The organism is Algibacter luteus (genome assembly GCF_030344935.1).
GTDB classification, from domain to species: Bacteria; Bacteroidota; Bacteroidia; order Flavobacteriales; family Flavobacteriaceae; genus Arenitalea; species Arenitalea lutea.
In genome coordinates this window covers 61,584-77,184 of record NZ_CP128313.1, presented here as the reverse complement: position 1 = coordinate 77,184, position 15,601 = coordinate 61,584, and the positions used below count along the sequence as shown (strand labels likewise).

Genomic DNA, 15,601 nt, shown 5'->3' with positions numbered 1-15,601 from the left:
ATTTAGTTTAACTTTTTAAAAATACCATTCCAATCATAAAATTGTGCGGAACCATCATTGATAATTGATTTTGCTTCCTCTAAGGAATCAAAACCCGTAAGATTAGCTCCCATAGGACTGGTAATTTGTTCACTTATGGTATAACTTGCAGATTTAGCATCTGTCATAACACCTGGTTTACGATAATTCGTAATTAGTAAATTACTATTTTCAATAAGATCTTGTTTGTCTTCTAAAAACCGAATCATACACTCAATGGCGTCAAACTTAAATTGCTTGCCTTTTTGCGTAACCATTTGCGCTGCGTGTGTTTTTGTAACTATTGTCATTTTACAATACTGACACATGTCTGTCCCATAATTAATGGGCTCAGGTTTTTTACTGCATGCCAGCATTAAAAAAAAGATTACTAAAAGGCCAAAACGTTTCATGCTTTTAAAGATTTTACTTTTTTATTTCCCATCCAAAAGGCAACAAAAGTTAAAAACATACCGAACCCCATCATGTAGGCACCAATACTTGGATATGAATGTGCTACGAAGTTAAGAATATGTTTTGTGCCAAATAATGGCGGTTTATAACTTAGTGGATTACCATCGGCATCTGTCATTTTCATTATGGCTTTAGGGTCTAAATTAGTACCGTAATCTACCATCCAAGCATTAAAATCGTACATGCCTAGAATACCTAATGCACACATTAATATTAACCAGCCTAAAAACCATTTAGCTGAAATAACTTTAAACAAACCTAATAAACCAATTATGATTCCTAAAGCAGCCATCCCGCCAATAACCTTTGGAAAAGCACTAAATTCCCACATTTCATCGGCTTTTGGAAGTTTCCGCATGCCAATATAATGGTTAAGACCATCAATATTTTGCAAATCATGTTTTTCTTTTCCTTGAAGTCCATCGAGATGAATATTCATACCAATACCACTCGGGTATTGCGGTGCTTCTAGCTCGATACTCCATAAGGGAAACACAAATAGCCCTAGTAAAAGCGCAGAGCCTATTATCATTATTATACTTGCAGATTTCATATAACTTTAATTTAAAGAAATGGGCGAGTTATTTCTACTCGCCCAAATTTGAGTTAAATAACATTTTTTAACACTAAAACTATTTAACTACTTCCTTTTTATTCATCATCTAATGTAAACTTTAGAGGTGTGTTAGAATTTGCTGCAGATACTCTGATATATCCTTGCATTTCTTGATGTAATGCAGAACAAAAATCTGTACAATAGAATGGCCAAACACCTTCGCGTTTTGGTTCCCAAATGATTGTTTTAGTTTGCCCTGGCATTACTAAAATTTCAGAAGTATTGGCACCTATAATTGAGAATCCGTGTGGTACATCAAAATCTTGTTCTAAGTTTGTCATGTGTAAGTACACTTTGTCGCCAACTTTAACACCTTCTATATTATCGGGTGAGAAGTGACTACGAATCATGGTCATACTTATATGAACTTCTTTACCATTACGAGTAACTGTAGCTTCGCTTTCGCTTTTAGCAGCATATGGATGCTCATTTTCTGATAACTCATAGTACTTTTTGCTTTTCTCTTTTATAAGGTCAGCTCTAATACCAGCCGCATAGTGAGGTTCACCATGAGTTGGAAAATCAGAAAGTAATTCCATTTTATCTCCAGAAATATCATATAACTGTGCAGAGTGCTCTAACTCTGGTCCAGTTGGTAAGTAACGGTCTTTGGTTATTTTATTCATCGCTACCATATATTTACCAAATGGTTTTCTAGAATTTCCTCCAGGAATCATTAAATGCCCTACGGAATAGAATGTAGGTTGTCTATCTAATATTTCCCAAGTACCTAATTTCCATTTTACCACTTCAGATGAAATAAAGAAGGTTGTATATGCATTTCCTTTTCCATCAAACTCAGTGTGTAAAGGACCTAAACCTGGTTGTTTTACAACTCCAGCAATGGTGTTTTCATAGCTTAAAACAGGAATGCCGTAAGCATCAGCTACAAAATCCTTGTTTTCTATGGCTTTAAGAACTTTTTCAAATGAATACACACTCAAATCTGTAGATAATTTTCCACTACCAATAATATATTCACCGGAAGGATCAACATCGCATCCATGTGGTGATTTTGGAATAGGAATATAGAAAACAGCACCTTCAACTTCTACTGGGTTTATAGAAATCACACCTTCTTTCATGGTAGATGTAGCAGTGTGTGTTTTTTCATCATAAACATTATGTGCATAAGTACCAGCAACTTTTTTGCCACCACCGTTTTTTACATATTCTACAATTTTTTTCCAATTTACGGCTGCGATATAATCTTTATCATTTTGGGACGCATTTACTTCCATTAGCGTGTTTGCCTCTTCAGTGTTATAACTAGTAAAGAAGAACCAACCATGAGATTTATTTCGTCCTGGATGCGCTAAATCATAGTTAAAACCAGGCATGTTTAATTGAAATTCTAAATTCATTCTGCCATTATCTGCAATACTTACAAATGAAAGCGGTCCTTTAAATTGTCCTTTCATTTCACTTATTGGCATATCACGTTGTGGATTTGGTACAGCGAAACGAGTACCTGCAACAATATATTCAGTATTTTCAGTTACAAATGAAGAGGCATGATTACCAGCACTATTAGGTAGCTCAATAATTTCTTCAGTTTCAAAAGTTTCTAAACTAATACGCGCAATACGCGGTGTGTTATTTTCATTGATAAAAATCCATCGCCCATCTAATTCACCATTGGTCTGCGAAATATCTGGATGGTGAGCATCTCCCCAAGGTACAAAACCAAAAGAAGTATTTAACATAGGTTTGGTTTCTTCAGAATATCCGTAACCAGAAGTTGGAAATTGAGAAAATACAGGAATTTCCTTTAACATGCGTCCACTTGGAAGACCAGCGACAGTAATGTTACCACTATAACCTCCTGAAAAGAAAGCATAGTACTCATCATGTTCACCTGGTGCCACATATACTTTTTCAGCTTTGCTTGATGACATGGCTCCAGAGTTACTATTACTATTGTTATTGCCACAATTTGTCATTAAGATAAGTGCAGCAACACCCAATAAATATTTACCTATTGTATTCATATAATTTAGATTTTATTAGTTGTTTTTTTAATCTTTCGGGAGGATAACATCTTCTGTAACATGTACCCATCCATTACTTACGTTAACAGTTCCAATAATTTTAACACCGTCTACATAAATATCACCATCTTTCTCAGTAACCTCTAAATACTTACCAGAAGCCATATAAAGTTTTCTATTTTTTACTGCATTTTTCTTAAGTGTTTCAATTGGATAATTTGCAGGCGCGACATGATGTGTTAGAATAAAAGCTAGTTTACTTTTATTTTCAGGCTTAAGTAAATCGTTAAGCGTTGCCTCATCTATTTTAGCAAATCCCGCATTATTGGGCGCAAAAACTGTTAATGGGCCAACATTTACTAATGCATTTTCTACTTCTGCGGCTTGTACTGCAGCGACCAAAGTTGAGTGATCTTTCGATGCAATTGCCAATTGCAGTGCATTTGGAGTCCCTCCTTCGTCCTCAATGAAAGCTTGTCCAGTTTTTTCGTTGGATGCTTCATTAGTGGTCGTGTCATTTGAATTTTCAGCTGTTTTGGCATTGTTATTACAAGCAATAAAGCATACTGAAAGGACAATTAATAATAATGATTTGATTAGTGTTTTCATTGGTTTGTATTTAGTTATAATTGAGGTCTAGAGTGTTCTAAAATATTCTAAAACGGCTCTAGCATCTTCTTCTGATAAATTTTGGTTTGCCATGGGAGATCCATTAAATTCAATTAATAAGGCTTTGGCCAGCGGATCTTTTTGAACCATTTCGTCAGGATTTAGAATCATATTCATAACCCATTCTGGAGATCTTCGATTCAAAATGTCTTTTGGAGATGGACCTATAAATTTTTTGTCTGGTCTGTGGCAAGCGGTACACATTTTTTTAAAAACATCGGCACCATGGGCTGCCATTTCTTGATCCACTGCATCTAAAGTCAATGACTTAATAGGCCCAATGCCTTTATTGCTTAAGTCAACTTGCTTAGAAGCAGGAACTGCGGATTCAGTGGTTTTGGTTTGTTCTGTTGAAGCTTTCTTTTCATAAGAAAAACCTTCTTTCTTCTTTTCTTCTTTTCCACCACAACCTATTAATATGATGGCGAATAAAATGGTAAATAGTTTTAGTGTAGTTTTCATTTATCAAATTTTTAATTTGTAGGATGAAATTGCCAACAATTATAGATACTGAAATTTAAATGTATTGCAGACAGTTTCATTTTTACGGTTTTAATAAAACAAAACTATGTAGTAATCAAATTATATAATATGATAAAAATCATATTTAAGACAAAAACATCTTTTTTATTTTAACCTTTATTTTACTAATATTGAATATGATTTCAAATTCTTCAAAATATGCCATAAAAGCACTACTGTATTTGGCAACACACTCAAGTATCGATAATAAAATTATGGTGAAAGATATTGCGAAGCCTATAAACGTTCCGAAGGCTTATATAGCGAAGCTATTACAGCAATTAGTTAGAGAAAATTTGATTTCTTCTGCGCGAGGGCCAAAAGGAGGATTTTATCTGGATGAAGACAATTTGAACAAAACAGTAATTAATATAATAAGCGTAATTGATGGTGAAGATAATTTGAATTCTTGTATGTTAAGTTTAAATGAATGTAATGAAAATAAACCCTGTCCGTTACATTATGTGTTGAGCGCTTCAAGAAATAAAATTTTAAAAACACTAAATAATAAAACTATAAATGAGCTGGCTTTAGAAGTTAAGTTGGGAAAAGCATTTTTGCCACTTTAAAAATAAAACCTAACAAATGGCGCCCAAGGATTGGCATAAATACTTCTTTCATCATCGTATAAAACATCATATCTCACGCCAAATGTAACGTTTCCGCTTCGGTAACCTGCCCCGAAATACAATGCAGGTATCCAATAGTTGTTGTTAGAAATATTCAAATTATTATCATAGCGACGGTTAACATTTAATTGTTCAAATTCTGTTGAAATTTGAATACTTTCAACAGGATTAAATAACCCTATTAAACTTCCACCTAAAATTGTAGACTTATAGGCATTTTTTTGACTATTAAACGTAGCATTTAGCCCGACTCCTAACGAAACATTTTGGTCAATATCATAAATTGCGCTTGGTGCAATGGTGGCACTGAAAAATTCGTTAGCAAAATTAAGACCTAAACCACCACCAAATCTCACGTGGTTCCAAAAATCGCTTTTTGATTCTTGTGCAAATATTAATTGGTTACTAAATAATGCTAGAATTGATAGAACTATAACCTTTTCGTAAATCGAAAGAATTAACTTCATGCTTTAATAATTTGATAAAAATTTAACGAATAATTGAATTTTTTATTAATCGTGATCTTCATGATTATAAATATAGTTAAAGAAACATCAAGTTTTAGTAAAAGTTGTATTTTTGCCTCATATTTTGACTAACCTACATGGGAATATAAAATACAATGGATAAATTTTCATTTTTAAACGCGGCACATACAGCATTTTTTGCCGATTTATACGAGCAATATCAACAAAACCCAGACGCCGTAGAACCTAGTTGGCGAGCCTTTTTTCAAGGGTATGATTTTGGAAGTGAAAACTACGGATTAGAAGGCGAGATAATTGAAGGTGTTTCTACTCAAATACCAGAACAAGTTCAAAAAGAGTTTAACGTAGTAAAGCTTATCGATGGATACAGAATGCGAGGACATTTGTTTACCAAAACAAATCCTGTTCGAGACCGTAGAACATACTCACCAACTTTAGATATTAGCAATTTCGGACTTACGGAACAAGACCTAGACACCGTTTTTAATGCCGGAGAAATTTTAGGAATTGGTGCGAAAAATTTACGCGAAATTATTGAACATTTAGAGCGTATTTACTGCAGTTCAATTGGTATTGAATATATGTACTTGCGAAACCCAGAGGTTATTAAATGGTGGCAAGACCAACTGAATAAAAATGATAATCAGCCAAATTTTTCGGCTGAAACTAAAAAATATATTCTTTCAAAACTAAACCAAGCCGTAACTTTTGAAAACTTTTTGCAAACTAAATATGTAGGACAAAAACGCTTTTCGTTAGAAGGAGGCGAGTCATTAATTCCAGCTTTAAGTAATGTTCTTTTTTATGCTGTTGAACGATATGGTGTGAAAGAATGTGTGTTAGGAATGGCACATAGAGGACGTTTAAGTACACTTGTTAATATATTTAGAAAACCAGTAAATGAATTATTTAGCGAGTTTGATGGTAAAGATTTTGAAGATGAAAATATTGATGGCGATGTAAAATACCATTTGGGTTTAACACTTGATAAAACTTACCAAAACGGTAAAAATATCAAGATGAATTTAGTGCCGAACCCGTCGCATTTAGAAACGGTTGCACCTGTAGCCGAAGGTATTACAAGAGCCAAAATAGATAGTGATTACAATGGTGATGACTCTAAGATCATTCCAATTATTGTGCATGGTGATGCTGCTATTGCGGGCCAGGGAGTGGTGTACGAAGTGGCTCAAATGAGTCAATTGAATGGATACAAAACCGGAGGAACGATACATATTGTAGTAAACAATCAAATTGGTTTTACTACAAATTATCTTGATGCGCGTTCTAGTACCTATTGTACCGATGTTGCAAAAGTAACATTGTCTCCAGTATTGCATGTTAATTCTGATGATGCTGAAGCTGTTGTGCATGCGGTTGAGTTGGCACTAGAATACAGAATGCGTTATAAAAAAGATGTTTATATCGATTTATTAGGTTACAGAAAATATGGTCATAATGAAGGAGATGAACCAAGATTTACGCAACCTAAACTATACAAAAACATAGCAAAGCATCCTAATCCGTTTAAGATTTATGTTGATAAGCTCATAGCTGAAAATACCATTGACAAAACATATGCAGAAAAAATAGTAGAAGAGTTTAAGGGTACCTTAGAAAGAGAATATGAAATTGCTAAAAAAGCCGATTCTTCTAAGGTAAGAGAGTTTATGCAAGAACGCTGGACAGGTTTTGAACGCAAAGGACTTGATGCCATTCTAAAAAAAGAAGACACAGCTTATGCTAAAGATAAATTAGAACATATTTCTAAAGTGGTTTCTACAGTTCCTAAAGGAGTTAAATTTGTTCGTAAAGCTGAAAGAATTCTTGATGGACGTGCAAAAATGGTTTTTGAATCTGATACTTTAGATTGGGGAATGGCTGAAACTTTAGCTTATGGAAGTTTATTAGAAGAAGGCTTTAACGTGCGTATTTCAGGGCAAGATGTTGAGCGTGGAACTTTTAGCCACAGGCATGCTATTTTACGTGACGAGATTTCAGAAGATCGTATTAATTTATTAAATACAAACCCTGAAAACAAAGGTGAAATGTATATTTTCAATTCATTTTTGTCCGAGTATGGTGTGTTAGGTTTCGATTATGGTTATGCCATGGCAAACCCGAATACGCTAACCATATGGGAAGCGCAATTTGGTGATTTTAGTAACGGTGCTCAAATTATATTCGATCAGTATTTATCAGCAGCAGAAGATAAATGGAAATCTCAAAACGGTATTGTTGTTTTATTACCACATGGTTATGAGGGGCAAGGTTCAGAACATTCTTCAGCAAGAATGGAACGTTTTCTTCAATTGTGTGGAAACGATAATATGATTGTGGCCGATTGTACAACTCCTGCAAACTTTTTCCATCTATTACGCCGTCAAATGAAACGCAATTTTAGAAAACCTTTAATTGTTTTCACACCTAAAAGTTTATTACGTCATCCTAAAGCGGTTTCTTCAATTAAAGACCTCGCTTCAGGACAATTTAATGAGGTTATTGACGATGACATAAATCCTAAAAATGTCAAAAAACTAGTATTCTGTACAGGTAAATTCTATTATGATTTGCTTGCTGAAAGAGAAGAATCTGGTCGCGATGATGTTGCATTAGTTAGAATTGAACAATTATTCCCACTTCATCTTGAAAAAATTCAAGAAGTGATTAACAAGTATCCAAATGTTAAAAAGTATATTTGGGCACAAGAAGAACCGAAAAACATGGGTGCTTGGAGCCACATGTTACAACGAATGGATTTAGTAAAATTAGAAGTATGTGCAAGACCATACAATTCTGTACCAGCTCCAGGTTCTGGAACAAGAGATAAAAGAAGACAAAAACGCGTAATAAACGCAGTGTTTGATAAAGAATAACAAAAGATTACAATTTAAGATACCATTAAAATTATAGAAAATGATTTTAGAAATGAAAGTGCCTTCACCAGGTGAATCTATTACAGAAGTAGAAATAGCAACATGGTTAGTTGAAGATGGCGATTATGTAGAAAAAGACCAAGCCATTGCTGAGGTAGATAGCGATAAAGCAACACTAGAGTTGCCTGCCGAGGCTAGCGGAATAATCACTCTTAAAGCCGAAGAAGGTGATGCTGTTGCTGTTGGTGCAGTAGTTTGTTTAATTGATACGAGTGCAGAAAAACCGGAAGGAAGTGATGCGCCTAAAACAGAAGAAAAGAAATCTGAAGCGCCAAAAGCTGAAACTCCAAAAGCACCAGCTGAAGCTAAAACGTATGCAACGGGAACGGCAAGTCCTGCTGCTAAAAAGATTTTAGCTGAAAAGGGAATGGATGCGAGTGCAATTTCTGGAACAGGGAAAGATGGTAGAATAACTAAGGATGATGCTGTTAAGGCTGTGCCTTCTATGGGAACACCTACAGGTGGTAATAGAGGAACTTCGCGAACTAAAATGTCTATGCTTCGTCGTAAAGTTGCAGAACGTTTAGTTGAAGCAAAAAATACAACTGCGATGTTAACTACTTTTAATGAAGTAGATATGTCTCCAATTTTTGCTTTAAGAAGTGAATATAAAGAAACCTTTAAATCAAAACATGGTGTTAGTTTAGGCTTCATGAGTTTCTTTACCTTAGCTATTGTTAGAGCTTTAAAAATGTATCCCGCGGTAAATTCTATGATTGATGGGAAAGAAATGCTTTCATATGATTTTTGTGATATTAGTATAGCTGTTTCCGGACCAAAAGGATTAATGGTACCTGTTATTAGAAATGCTGAAAACTTAAGTTTTAGAGGTGTAGAATCTGAAGTAAAACGACTAGCGCTTCGTGCAAGAGACGGACAAATTACCGTTGATGAAATGACTGGAGGCACCTTTACAATTACAAACGGTGGTGTGTTTGGTAGTATGTTATCTACGCCAATTATTAACCCACCTCAAAGTGGTATTTTAGGTATGCATAACATTGTAGAGCGCCCTGTTGCTGTAGATGGTAAAGTTGAAATAAGACCAATTATGTATGTAGCTTTATCTTACGACCATAGAATAATTGATGGAAAAGAAAGTGTTGGCTTTTTAGTGGCTGTAAAAGAGGCATTAGAAAATCCAATAGAATTACTAATGGATAATGATGTTAAAAAAGCATTAGAATTATAAAGTAATTATTCAATATAAATAAAAAAAGGTGTTACAAATTAGTAACACCTTTTTTATTTTAATAGGATTATAGGGCTAAGACTAACTAAATAAAGAACATAATAATGTTTACGGTAATTACTATAACAACTAAAGTGGTTAATCCAATGATTATATATTTGTTTATGATATTATTATCTTTTTCCATTTGAGACTTTAACATGGTTTTGGAATTAAGTTAAAAATAAAAACTCTGCACCATTACAGTGCAGAGCACCTAAAAAATTCTCTCTCAAAAGAATTAATTAATAGCACTATAAATATACGGCGTATTGTCTTACAAAAAAATACGCACTACTACGTATTTTTATCGATTATAAAAACTATAGAAAAGCAGGAGGCTCTAAATTCTAAGAATCCAGAGCCTCCAAATAATTCTCCCTAAGAACTAATTAATAGCACTGTAAAGATAATTAAAATTTCACGTATAAAAAATACGCACTTCTACGTATTTTGTAAAAAATCTTTATTAACGTTGGCCCAAATAGACAATGAAGTTGGTTTTTTGTCTAACTCAAGTTTATGCACAATGTTACTGCGGTGCTTGTCTACAGTTCGTACTGAGATTGATAATTCATCGGCAATTTCTTGACTTGTTTTGCTTTCAGAAATCAGCTTAACAATTTTTAATTCAGATTTTGTTAAACATTCAAGCGTTTCTGGTTTTTTATTAATATTACTTACGTTTAGGTATGATGCTATCTCTTCACTAAAATAGGGCTTACCATTCACTACATTACTGATACAATTTTCAATTTCTTCTACAGCGAACTCCTTTAAAATATATCCGTAAACATTAAAGGCTTTGGCTTGATCGTAAAGTTCTTCTTCTTTATCAAAAGTAATTAGAATAACTTTTGTTGGGATGTTATTTTTTTTACAAGCTTCTGCAATTTCTAATCCCGTTTTGTATGGCATCCTTATATCAAGAATGGCAATTTCAGGTTTAAGTTTCACAATTAAATTGTAGGCTGCGTTTCCATCTTCTGCACTACCAATAATATTATAGCCTTTAGATGTTAAAAAGTCTGTTAGACCTCGTAACATTAAAGGATGGTCATCAGCAATAACAATGGATGTACTCATATAACTTCTGAGAGAGAATTTACTATTAATTAATATTTACAGTTTTAAATATAGATATTTCTTTTCGTAATCTATAATAGCTTTAGCTTTTTTTAAAATATCTGCACCAATAATTCCATCAACGGGCTTTGAGTTGTGGTTTATAAGTGCTGTATTAACATGGGTAAGATTAAACAAAACCAAAACAACTTTGTTGCTGCTCCATTTTCCAATCTTCACTATATTTTTTTTCGATGTTTTAGTTTCCATATCAATGGCTCCTGCACCTGCCGCTTTAATTAATGAATCTTCTGCTTGAAGTTTAAATGTTTCAATGCCCTCAAATCCAACGCAAGAACTCGATGCACCAGTATCTAAAATAAATAATCCTTTCTTACCATTTATAGTCGCTTTTATCTCAAAATGATTTGTTTTGGTAAGATGTAATTTAATTTTAGTATAATCTTTTTGCTCCAAAAATTGTTGCAATGTTTCCATCTCTTAAGTTTTTATCAAATATAATCCTATAAAACAATTATTTTTACCAAATAGTTTAATAAAAAATTTCGAATTTGATTATAACTGATACACACACCCATTTATATAGTGAAGCATTTGATGAAGATAGAGACGACATGATTAATCGTGCAATTGCTTTAGGCATTTCAAGATTTTTTATACCAGCTATTGATTCATCGTATACAGATGCTATGTTACAGCTGGAGCAAAAATATCCTGAGCAAATTTTTTTAATGATGGGGTTGCATCCAACGCACGTTAAAGATGATTTTCAAGAGGAGTTAAAGCATGTTGAAGAGATGCTCTCGAATCGAAAATTTTATGCAGTAGGTGAAATAGGAATTGATTTATATTGGGACAAATCCACCTTAGAAATCCAAAAAAAAGCATTCAAACATCAAATTCAGCTGGCTAAGACATATAAATTACCAATAGTTATTCATTGTAGAGAAGCTTTCGATGAGATATTTGAAGTTTTAGAAACAGAAAGAGGCGCTGATTTATTTGGTATATTTCATTGCTTTACTGGTAACTTAGAACAGGCTCATAAAGCTATTTCATTTAATATGAAACTTGGCATTGGAGGGGTTGCAACCTTTAAAAATGGTAAAATTGATCAGTTTTTAAAGCAAATAGATTTAAAACATATTGTTTTAGAAACCGATGCCCCTTATTTAGCACCAGTGCCTTACAGAGGTAAGCGAAATGAAAGTGGTTATATTATAAAGGTATTGGAAAAATTATCGGAACTTTATCAATTGCCACAGGATACAATAGCAGAAATAACAACGAAAAACTCAAAAGATGTTTTTAAAATTTAAACTAAAATGAAACCCAAAACAAGCATTCTGCTTATTTACACAGGAGGAACTATTGGTATGGTTAAGGATTTTAAAACCGGATCATTAAAAGCATTTAACTTTAAAAATCTTTTAGATAGTATTCCCGAGTTGAAATTGTTAGATTGTAAAATTGATACGGTTTCTTTCAAAGAACCAATTGATTCAAGTAATATGAACCCGAAAAATTGGTTGCAAATTGCTGAATTAATAGAGGCTAATTATGAAAACTTTGATGGTTTCGTGGTGCTTCATGGTAGTGATACTATGAGCTATACTGCCTCAGCTTTAAGTTTTATGTTGGAAAACTTAGCAAAACCAGTTATTCTTACAGGTTCACAACTTCCTATCGGTGATTTACGAACGGATGCAAAAGAAAATTTAATTACTTCAATTCAATTGGCATCATTACAAAAGAAAAACAGACCAGTTATTAAAGAGGTTGGTTTATATTTTGAATACAAGTTATACAGAGGAAATAGAACTATAAAATTAAATGCTGAACATTTTCAAGCATTTGCATCATTTAATTATCCAGAATTGGCAGAATCTGGTGTTCATCTCAAAATTAATCACGAATATTTATTTAAACCTAACCTTAAAAAGAAATTTAAAGTCAATAAAAGATTAGACAATAATATTGCAGTTATAAGATTGTTTCCAGGAATTTCTAAAAGTGTTTTAGTAAGCATATTAAACACTAAAAACTTAAAAGCAATAATAATTGAAACTTTTGGTGCTGGAAATTGTACTACAGAAAAATGGTTTATTAATCTAATAAAAGATTCCATTTTAAAAGGAATACATGTCATAAATATTACCCAATGTGCCGGTGGAAGTGTCATTATGGGGCACTATGAAACGAGCACTGCATTGAAAAAGATAGGCGTCATTTCTGGTAAAGATCTTACAACGGAAGCTGCTGTAGCCAAATTAATGTATTTGTTAGGGGATAAGATTTCTAGTAACACCTTCAAAACCAAATATGAAGCTCCTGTTTGCGGAGAAATGCATTAAAATTAACGCGTAAAATTTTAACCTTCAAAGTTTTTTTTGTTATTTGAGCCTCTGTAATTATAAAAAAAATAAAGAGAGGTGGCCGAGTGGTCGAAGGCGCACGCCTGGAAAGTGTGTATACCTCAAAAGGGTATCGAGGGTTCGAATCCCTTCCTCTCTGCTGTTATTTTTTTGTTTTTAATTACTTTATTTTTTATATCTTTAACACTTTAACTAATAAAATTAAGATCGAGAACATGAAAAGATTATTTTCTATCCTTGCCATAACAGTGATGGTGGCATTCGGAACTGCTAATGCAACGACAATTGCTAACACTAGTACAGCCGTAACAACAGTTACAACTATGACACAAGAAGACGCAGCACCTGCTGAAGAACTTGGATTTCATCAAGAATTAAAAAAGAGGTTTATTGAAGGAGGCCCAGGATTCATGGGAATTGTATTATTATGTTTAATTCTTGGATTAGCAATTGCTATAGAAAGAATTATCTTTTTAAATTTATCTACAACTAACACAAAGAAGTTAACTCAAGATGTAGAAGATGCATTATCTTCTGGAGGAGTTGAAGCTGCTAAAGAAGTTTGTAGAAACACAAAAGGTCCTGTTGCATCTATTTACTATCAAGGTTTAGATAGAACAGATGAAGGTCTTGAAGCTGCCGAAAAAGCTGTTGTTGCCTACGGTGGAGTTCAAATGGGACAATTAGAGAAGAATGTATCTTGGATTTCATTATTTATCGCCCTAGCACCAATGCTTGGTTTCATGGGAACGGTAATTGGTATGATTCAAGCCTTTGATAAAATTGAAGCTGCTGGAGATATGCAACCATCTCTTGTTGCAGGTGGTATTAAAGTAGCACTTTTAACAACTGTATTTGGTTTAGTAGTGGCTATTATACTTCAAATTTTTTACAATTATATTATTGCTAAAATTGATAGTATTGTTAACAATATGGAAGATGCTTCTATCACGTTAATGGATCTATTAATTAGAAACAAAAAGTAATAATTTAAAAAACTAAAAAATTATGGGTTTACATAAAATTTTAAAAATTGTAGCTTTTGCTTTAGCTATTATTGGTGCGGTATTTGCGCTAATAATTATGGCTGGAGACGAAGAGACAGCTCAAAACATGAGCGGTAACATGCTTTACATAGCTTATGCAGTATTGGGTATTGTGTTGTTGTTAGTTCTACTTTTTGTAATCAAAGGATTGTTTGCTGGAGATATTAAGAAGACGTTAATGACAGTTGGTGCATTTGCAGCAGTAGTTATCATATCTTATGTTATTTCGTCAGGGACAGATTTAAATTTACAACCTTTTAATGATAAAGGCTTAGGTATAACAGAATCTGTTTCAAAGAACGTAGGCGCGGGATTATACACCTTTTATATTCTAGCAGCGTTAGCAATTGGCTCTATGCTATATGGTGGAGCTAAAAAAATGTTAAATAAATAAAATTATGGCAAAAAGAGCAGCACCAGAAGTAAATGCAGGCTCAATGGCCGATATTGCTTTCTTACTATTAATATTTTTCTTAGTAACAACTACTATTGAAGTTGATTCAGGTATTAATAGAAAGCTTCCTCCAATGGAAGAGTCTGATGAAGATGTGATTATCAAGCAAAAAAATATTTTTACTGTATTATTAAACGGTAGAGATCAATTACTTGTTGAAGATAATATCATGGAGCTGAAGGACTTAAGAAAGGCAGCCAGAGAGTTTTTAGATAATGGCGGGGACGGATCTTGTTCATACTGTAAAGGAAAAAAAGATCCTTCATCTTCGGATAATCCAGACAAAGCCATTATTTCTTTAAAGAATGAACGTGAAACATCTTATAAAATGTATATAGCTGTTCAAAATGAATTAGTAGCAGCATATAACGAATTAAGAGATGCTAGAGCCCAAGCATTATATGGGCAAGCATTCACGGAAATGGAAGCTAATTATAAAGATGTTAACTGGCCAGGGAATAAAGAAAAGTTGAAAGAGAAAATTGATCAAATTAAACTTGATTATCCTCAGAAACTTTCAGAAGTACAATAATTTAAAATTTAACATTAATAAATATGTCTAAATTTAAAAAGAAAAAGGGAGGAGAAATCCCTGCAGTAAATACAGCGGCATTACCAGATATTGTATTTATGTTATTATTCTTTTTTATGGTAGCCACAGTAATGAGGCAGAATACCTTAAAAATTCAAAATAATTTACCATTTGCGGATCAGGTTGAGAAACTTGATAAAAAGGATTTGGTAATGTATATCTATGCTGGAAAACCTAGTCAAAATTATAAGCAGTTTGGAACTGAAGCCAGAATCCAGCTAAACGATGATTTTGCTAGTGTTAATGATATTGCAGCTTTTATCGCTCAAGAACGTGCTTCAAAACGTGAAGAATTAATTCCATTTTTAACTACTGCTTTAAAAGTAGATAGTGATGCCAACATGGGATTGATTGGTGATATTAAGCAAGAACTGCGTAAAGTTAATGCACTTAAAATAAATTACACTACCAAAAAAGGAAGTGTATTTGGAAGAGATTAATTTTATAAACTTAATTTTATACAAAGGCGTTTTG

General features: G+C 33.2%; 17 protein-coding genes and 1 tRNA gene. 10 read left to right on the top strand and 8 right to left on the bottom strand.

Annotated elements, in window-relative coordinates; all coding sequences use genetic code 11:
• Window positions 1-2: 2 nt before the first annotated feature.
• The 5 genes from O5O44_RS00295 to O5O44_RS00275 form a co-directional block, all read right to left on the bottom strand.
• The gene (locus tag O5O44_RS00295; RefSeq protein ID WP_289195275.1) at window positions 3-329 is read right to left on the bottom strand and encodes a nitrous oxide reductase accessory protein NosL; all 327 of its coding nucleotides are present in this window, start codon (window positions 327-329) and stop codon (window positions 3-5) included.
• A 98-nt stretch (window positions 330-427) separates the two neighbouring features.
• Entirely contained in the window at window positions 428-1,045 is a 618-nt protein-coding gene (locus O5O44_RS00290; RefSeq protein WP_289195274.1) for a hypothetical protein, read from the bottom strand.
• Window positions 1,046-1,143: 98 nt separating this feature from the next.
• Window positions 1,144-3,099, bottom strand: a complete 1,956-nt coding sequence (gene nosZ, locus O5O44_RS00285; RefSeq protein ID WP_289195273.1) for a Sec-dependent nitrous-oxide reductase — start codon at window positions 3,097-3,099, stop codon at window positions 1,144-1,146.
• 27 nt (window positions 3,100-3,126) lie between these two features.
• Window positions 3,127-3,708 carry a fasciclin domain-containing protein gene (locus O5O44_RS00280; RefSeq protein ID WP_019386724.1) on the bottom strand — a complete coding sequence of 194 codons (582 nt, stop codon included), beginning with the start codon at window positions 3,706-3,708 and terminating at the stop codon, window positions 3,127-3,129.
• A gap of 27 nt (window positions 3,709-3,735) precedes the next feature.
• On the bottom strand, window positions 3,736-4,230 hold the full coding sequence (locus O5O44_RS00275; protein WP_289195272.1) for a c-type cytochrome: 495 nt from the start codon (window positions 4,228-4,230) through the stop codon (window positions 3,736-3,738).
• 197 nt (window positions 4,231-4,427) lie between these two features.
• Here O5O44_RS00275 and O5O44_RS00270 point away from each other — a divergent pair, with 197 nt between their 5' ends.
• Window positions 4,428-4,859, top strand: coding sequence for an RrF2 family transcriptional regulator (locus O5O44_RS00270; RefSeq protein WP_289195271.1), 432 nt, complete (start codon window positions 4,428-4,430; stop codon window positions 4,857-4,859).
• On the opposite strand, the gene O5O44_RS00265 is transcribed toward O5O44_RS00270, so the two are convergent.
• A complete protein-coding gene (locus tag O5O44_RS00265) occupies window positions 4,856-5,386 on the bottom strand; it encodes an alpha-ketoglutarate decarboxylase (protein WP_289195270.1) in 531 nt (176 codons plus the stop codon). The genes O5O44_RS00270 and O5O44_RS00265 overlap by 4 nt on opposite strands.
• Window positions 5,387-5,541: 155 nt before the next feature.
• On the opposite strand from O5O44_RS00265, the gene O5O44_RS00260 reads away from it, so the two are divergent.
• Both O5O44_RS00260 and odhB read left to right on the top strand, forming a co-directional pair.
• Window positions 5,542-8,283 carry a 2-oxoglutarate dehydrogenase E1 component gene (locus O5O44_RS00260; protein WP_289195269.1) on the top strand — a complete coding sequence of 914 codons (2,742 nt, stop codon included), beginning with the start codon at window positions 5,542-5,544 and terminating at the stop codon, window positions 8,281-8,283.
• Between the two features lie 40 nt (window positions 8,284-8,323).
• Window positions 8,324-9,535: a 2-oxoglutarate dehydrogenase complex dihydrolipoyllysine-residue succinyltransferase gene (gene odhB, locus O5O44_RS00255; RefSeq protein WP_289195268.1), complete on the top strand. Its 1,212-nt coding sequence runs from the start codon at window positions 8,324-8,326 to the stop codon at window positions 9,533-9,535.
• Between the two features lie 483 nt (window positions 9,536-10,018).
• Here the strand turns inward: odhB and O5O44_RS00250 are convergent, their stop codons facing one another.
• On the bottom strand, window positions 10,019-10,660 hold the full coding sequence (locus tag O5O44_RS00250; RefSeq protein WP_019386718.1) for a response regulator: 642 nt from the start codon (window positions 10,658-10,660) through the stop codon (window positions 10,019-10,021).
• Window positions 10,661-10,696: 36 nt separating this feature from the next.
• Window positions 10,697-11,137 carry a retropepsin-like aspartic protease family protein gene (locus O5O44_RS00245; protein WP_019386717.1) on the bottom strand — a complete coding sequence of 147 codons (441 nt, stop codon included), beginning with the start codon at window positions 11,135-11,137 and terminating at the stop codon, window positions 10,697-10,699.
• A 74-nt stretch (window positions 11,138-11,211) separates the two neighbouring features.
• Between O5O44_RS00245 and O5O44_RS00240 the strand changes: the two genes are divergently transcribed.
• The 7 genes from O5O44_RS00240 (at window position 11,212) to O5O44_RS00210 (ending at window position 15,567) form a co-directional block, all read left to right on the top strand.
• On the top strand, window positions 11,212-11,979 hold the full coding sequence (locus O5O44_RS00240) for a TatD family hydrolase (RefSeq protein WP_289195267.1): 768 nt from the start codon (window positions 11,212-11,214) through the stop codon (window positions 11,977-11,979).
• A gap of 6 nt (window positions 11,980-11,985) precedes the next feature.
• On the top strand, window positions 11,986-13,014 hold the full coding sequence (locus tag O5O44_RS00235; RefSeq protein ID WP_289195266.1) for an asparaginase: 1,029 nt from the start codon (window positions 11,986-11,988) through the stop codon (window positions 13,012-13,014).
• Between the two features lie 72 nt (window positions 13,015-13,086).
• Window positions 13,087-13,174: transfer RNA gene (locus tag O5O44_RS00230), tRNA-Ser, on the top strand.
• A 76-nt stretch (window positions 13,175-13,250) separates the two neighbouring features.
• Window positions 13,251-14,021, top strand: coding sequence for a MotA/TolQ/ExbB proton channel family protein (locus tag O5O44_RS00225; RefSeq protein WP_019386714.1), 771 nt, complete (start codon window positions 13,251-13,253; stop codon window positions 14,019-14,021).
• Window positions 14,022-14,043: 22 nt separating this feature from the next.
• Window positions 14,044-14,475, top strand: coding sequence for a hypothetical protein (locus O5O44_RS00220; RefSeq protein ID WP_019386713.1), 432 nt, complete (start codon window positions 14,044-14,046; stop codon window positions 14,473-14,475).
• A gap of 4 nt (window positions 14,476-14,479) precedes the next feature.
• A complete protein-coding gene (locus O5O44_RS00215; RefSeq protein WP_019386712.1) occupies window positions 14,480-15,067 on the top strand; it encodes an ExbD/TolR family protein in 588 nt (195 codons plus the stop codon).
• Window positions 15,068-15,090: 23 nt separating this feature from the next.
• The gene (locus O5O44_RS00210) at window positions 15,091-15,567 is read left to right on the top strand and encodes an ExbD/TolR family protein (protein ID WP_019386711.1); all 477 of its coding nucleotides are present in this window, start codon (window positions 15,091-15,093) and stop codon (window positions 15,565-15,567) included.
• The last annotated feature ends 34 nt before the right edge of the window (window positions 15,568-15,601 follow it).

What these genes read in the sequence shown, in the direction of transcription:
- O5O44_RS00260 (WP_289195269.1), top strand. Translation starts at nt 5,542, where the DNA reads ATGGATAAATTTTCATTTTTAAACGCGGCACATACAGCATTTTTTGCC.
- O5O44_RS00270 (WP_289195271.1), top strand. Translation starts at nt 4,428, where the DNA reads ATGATTTCAAATTCTTCAAAATATGCCATAAAAGCACTACTGTATTTG.
- O5O44_RS00295 (WP_289195275.1), bottom strand. Translation starts at nt 329, where the DNA reads ATGACAATAGTTACAAAAACACACGCAGCGCAAATGGTTACGCAAAAA.
- O5O44_RS00215 (WP_019386712.1), top strand. Translation starts at nt 14,480, where the DNA reads ATGGCAAAAAGAGCAGCACCAGAAGTAAATGCAGGCTCAATGGCCGAT.
- nosZ (WP_289195273.1), bottom strand. Translation starts at nt 3,099, where the DNA reads ATGAATACAATAGGTAAATATTTATTGGGTGTTGCTGCACTTATCTTA.
- O5O44_RS00235 (WP_289195266.1), top strand. Translation starts at nt 11,986, where the DNA reads ATGAAACCCAAAACAAGCATTCTGCTTATTTACACAGGAGGAACTATT.
- O5O44_RS00210 (WP_019386711.1), top strand. Translation starts at nt 15,091, where the DNA reads ATGTCTAAATTTAAAAAGAAAAAGGGAGGAGAAATCCCTGCAGTAAAT.
- O5O44_RS00275 (WP_289195272.1), bottom strand. Translation starts at nt 4,230, where the DNA reads ATGAAAACTACACTAAAACTATTTACCATTTTATTCGCCATCATATTA.
- O5O44_RS00220 (WP_019386713.1), top strand. Translation starts at nt 14,044, where the DNA reads ATGGGTTTACATAAAATTTTAAAAATTGTAGCTTTTGCTTTAGCTATT.
- O5O44_RS00250 (WP_019386718.1), bottom strand. Translation starts at nt 10,660, where the DNA reads ATGAGTACATCCATTGTTATTGCTGATGACCATCCTTTAATGTTACGA.
- odhB (WP_289195268.1), top strand. Translation starts at nt 8,324, where the DNA reads ATGATTTTAGAAATGAAAGTGCCTTCACCAGGTGAATCTATTACAGAA.
- O5O44_RS00225 (WP_019386714.1), top strand. Translation starts at nt 13,251, where the DNA reads ATGAAAAGATTATTTTCTATCCTTGCCATAACAGTGATGGTGGCATTC.
- O5O44_RS00290 (WP_289195274.1), bottom strand. Translation starts at nt 1,045, where the DNA reads ATGAAATCTGCAAGTATAATAATGATAATAGGCTCTGCGCTTTTACTA.
- O5O44_RS00245 (WP_019386717.1), bottom strand. Translation starts at nt 11,137, where the DNA reads ATGGAAACATTGCAACAATTTTTGGAGCAAAAAGATTATACTAAAATT.
- O5O44_RS00280 (WP_019386724.1), bottom strand. Translation starts at nt 3,708, where the DNA reads ATGAAAACACTAATCAAATCATTATTATTAATTGTCCTTTCAGTATGC.
- O5O44_RS00265 (WP_289195270.1), bottom strand. Translation starts at nt 5,386, where the DNA reads ATGAAGTTAATTCTTTCGATTTACGAAAAGGTTATAGTTCTATCAATT.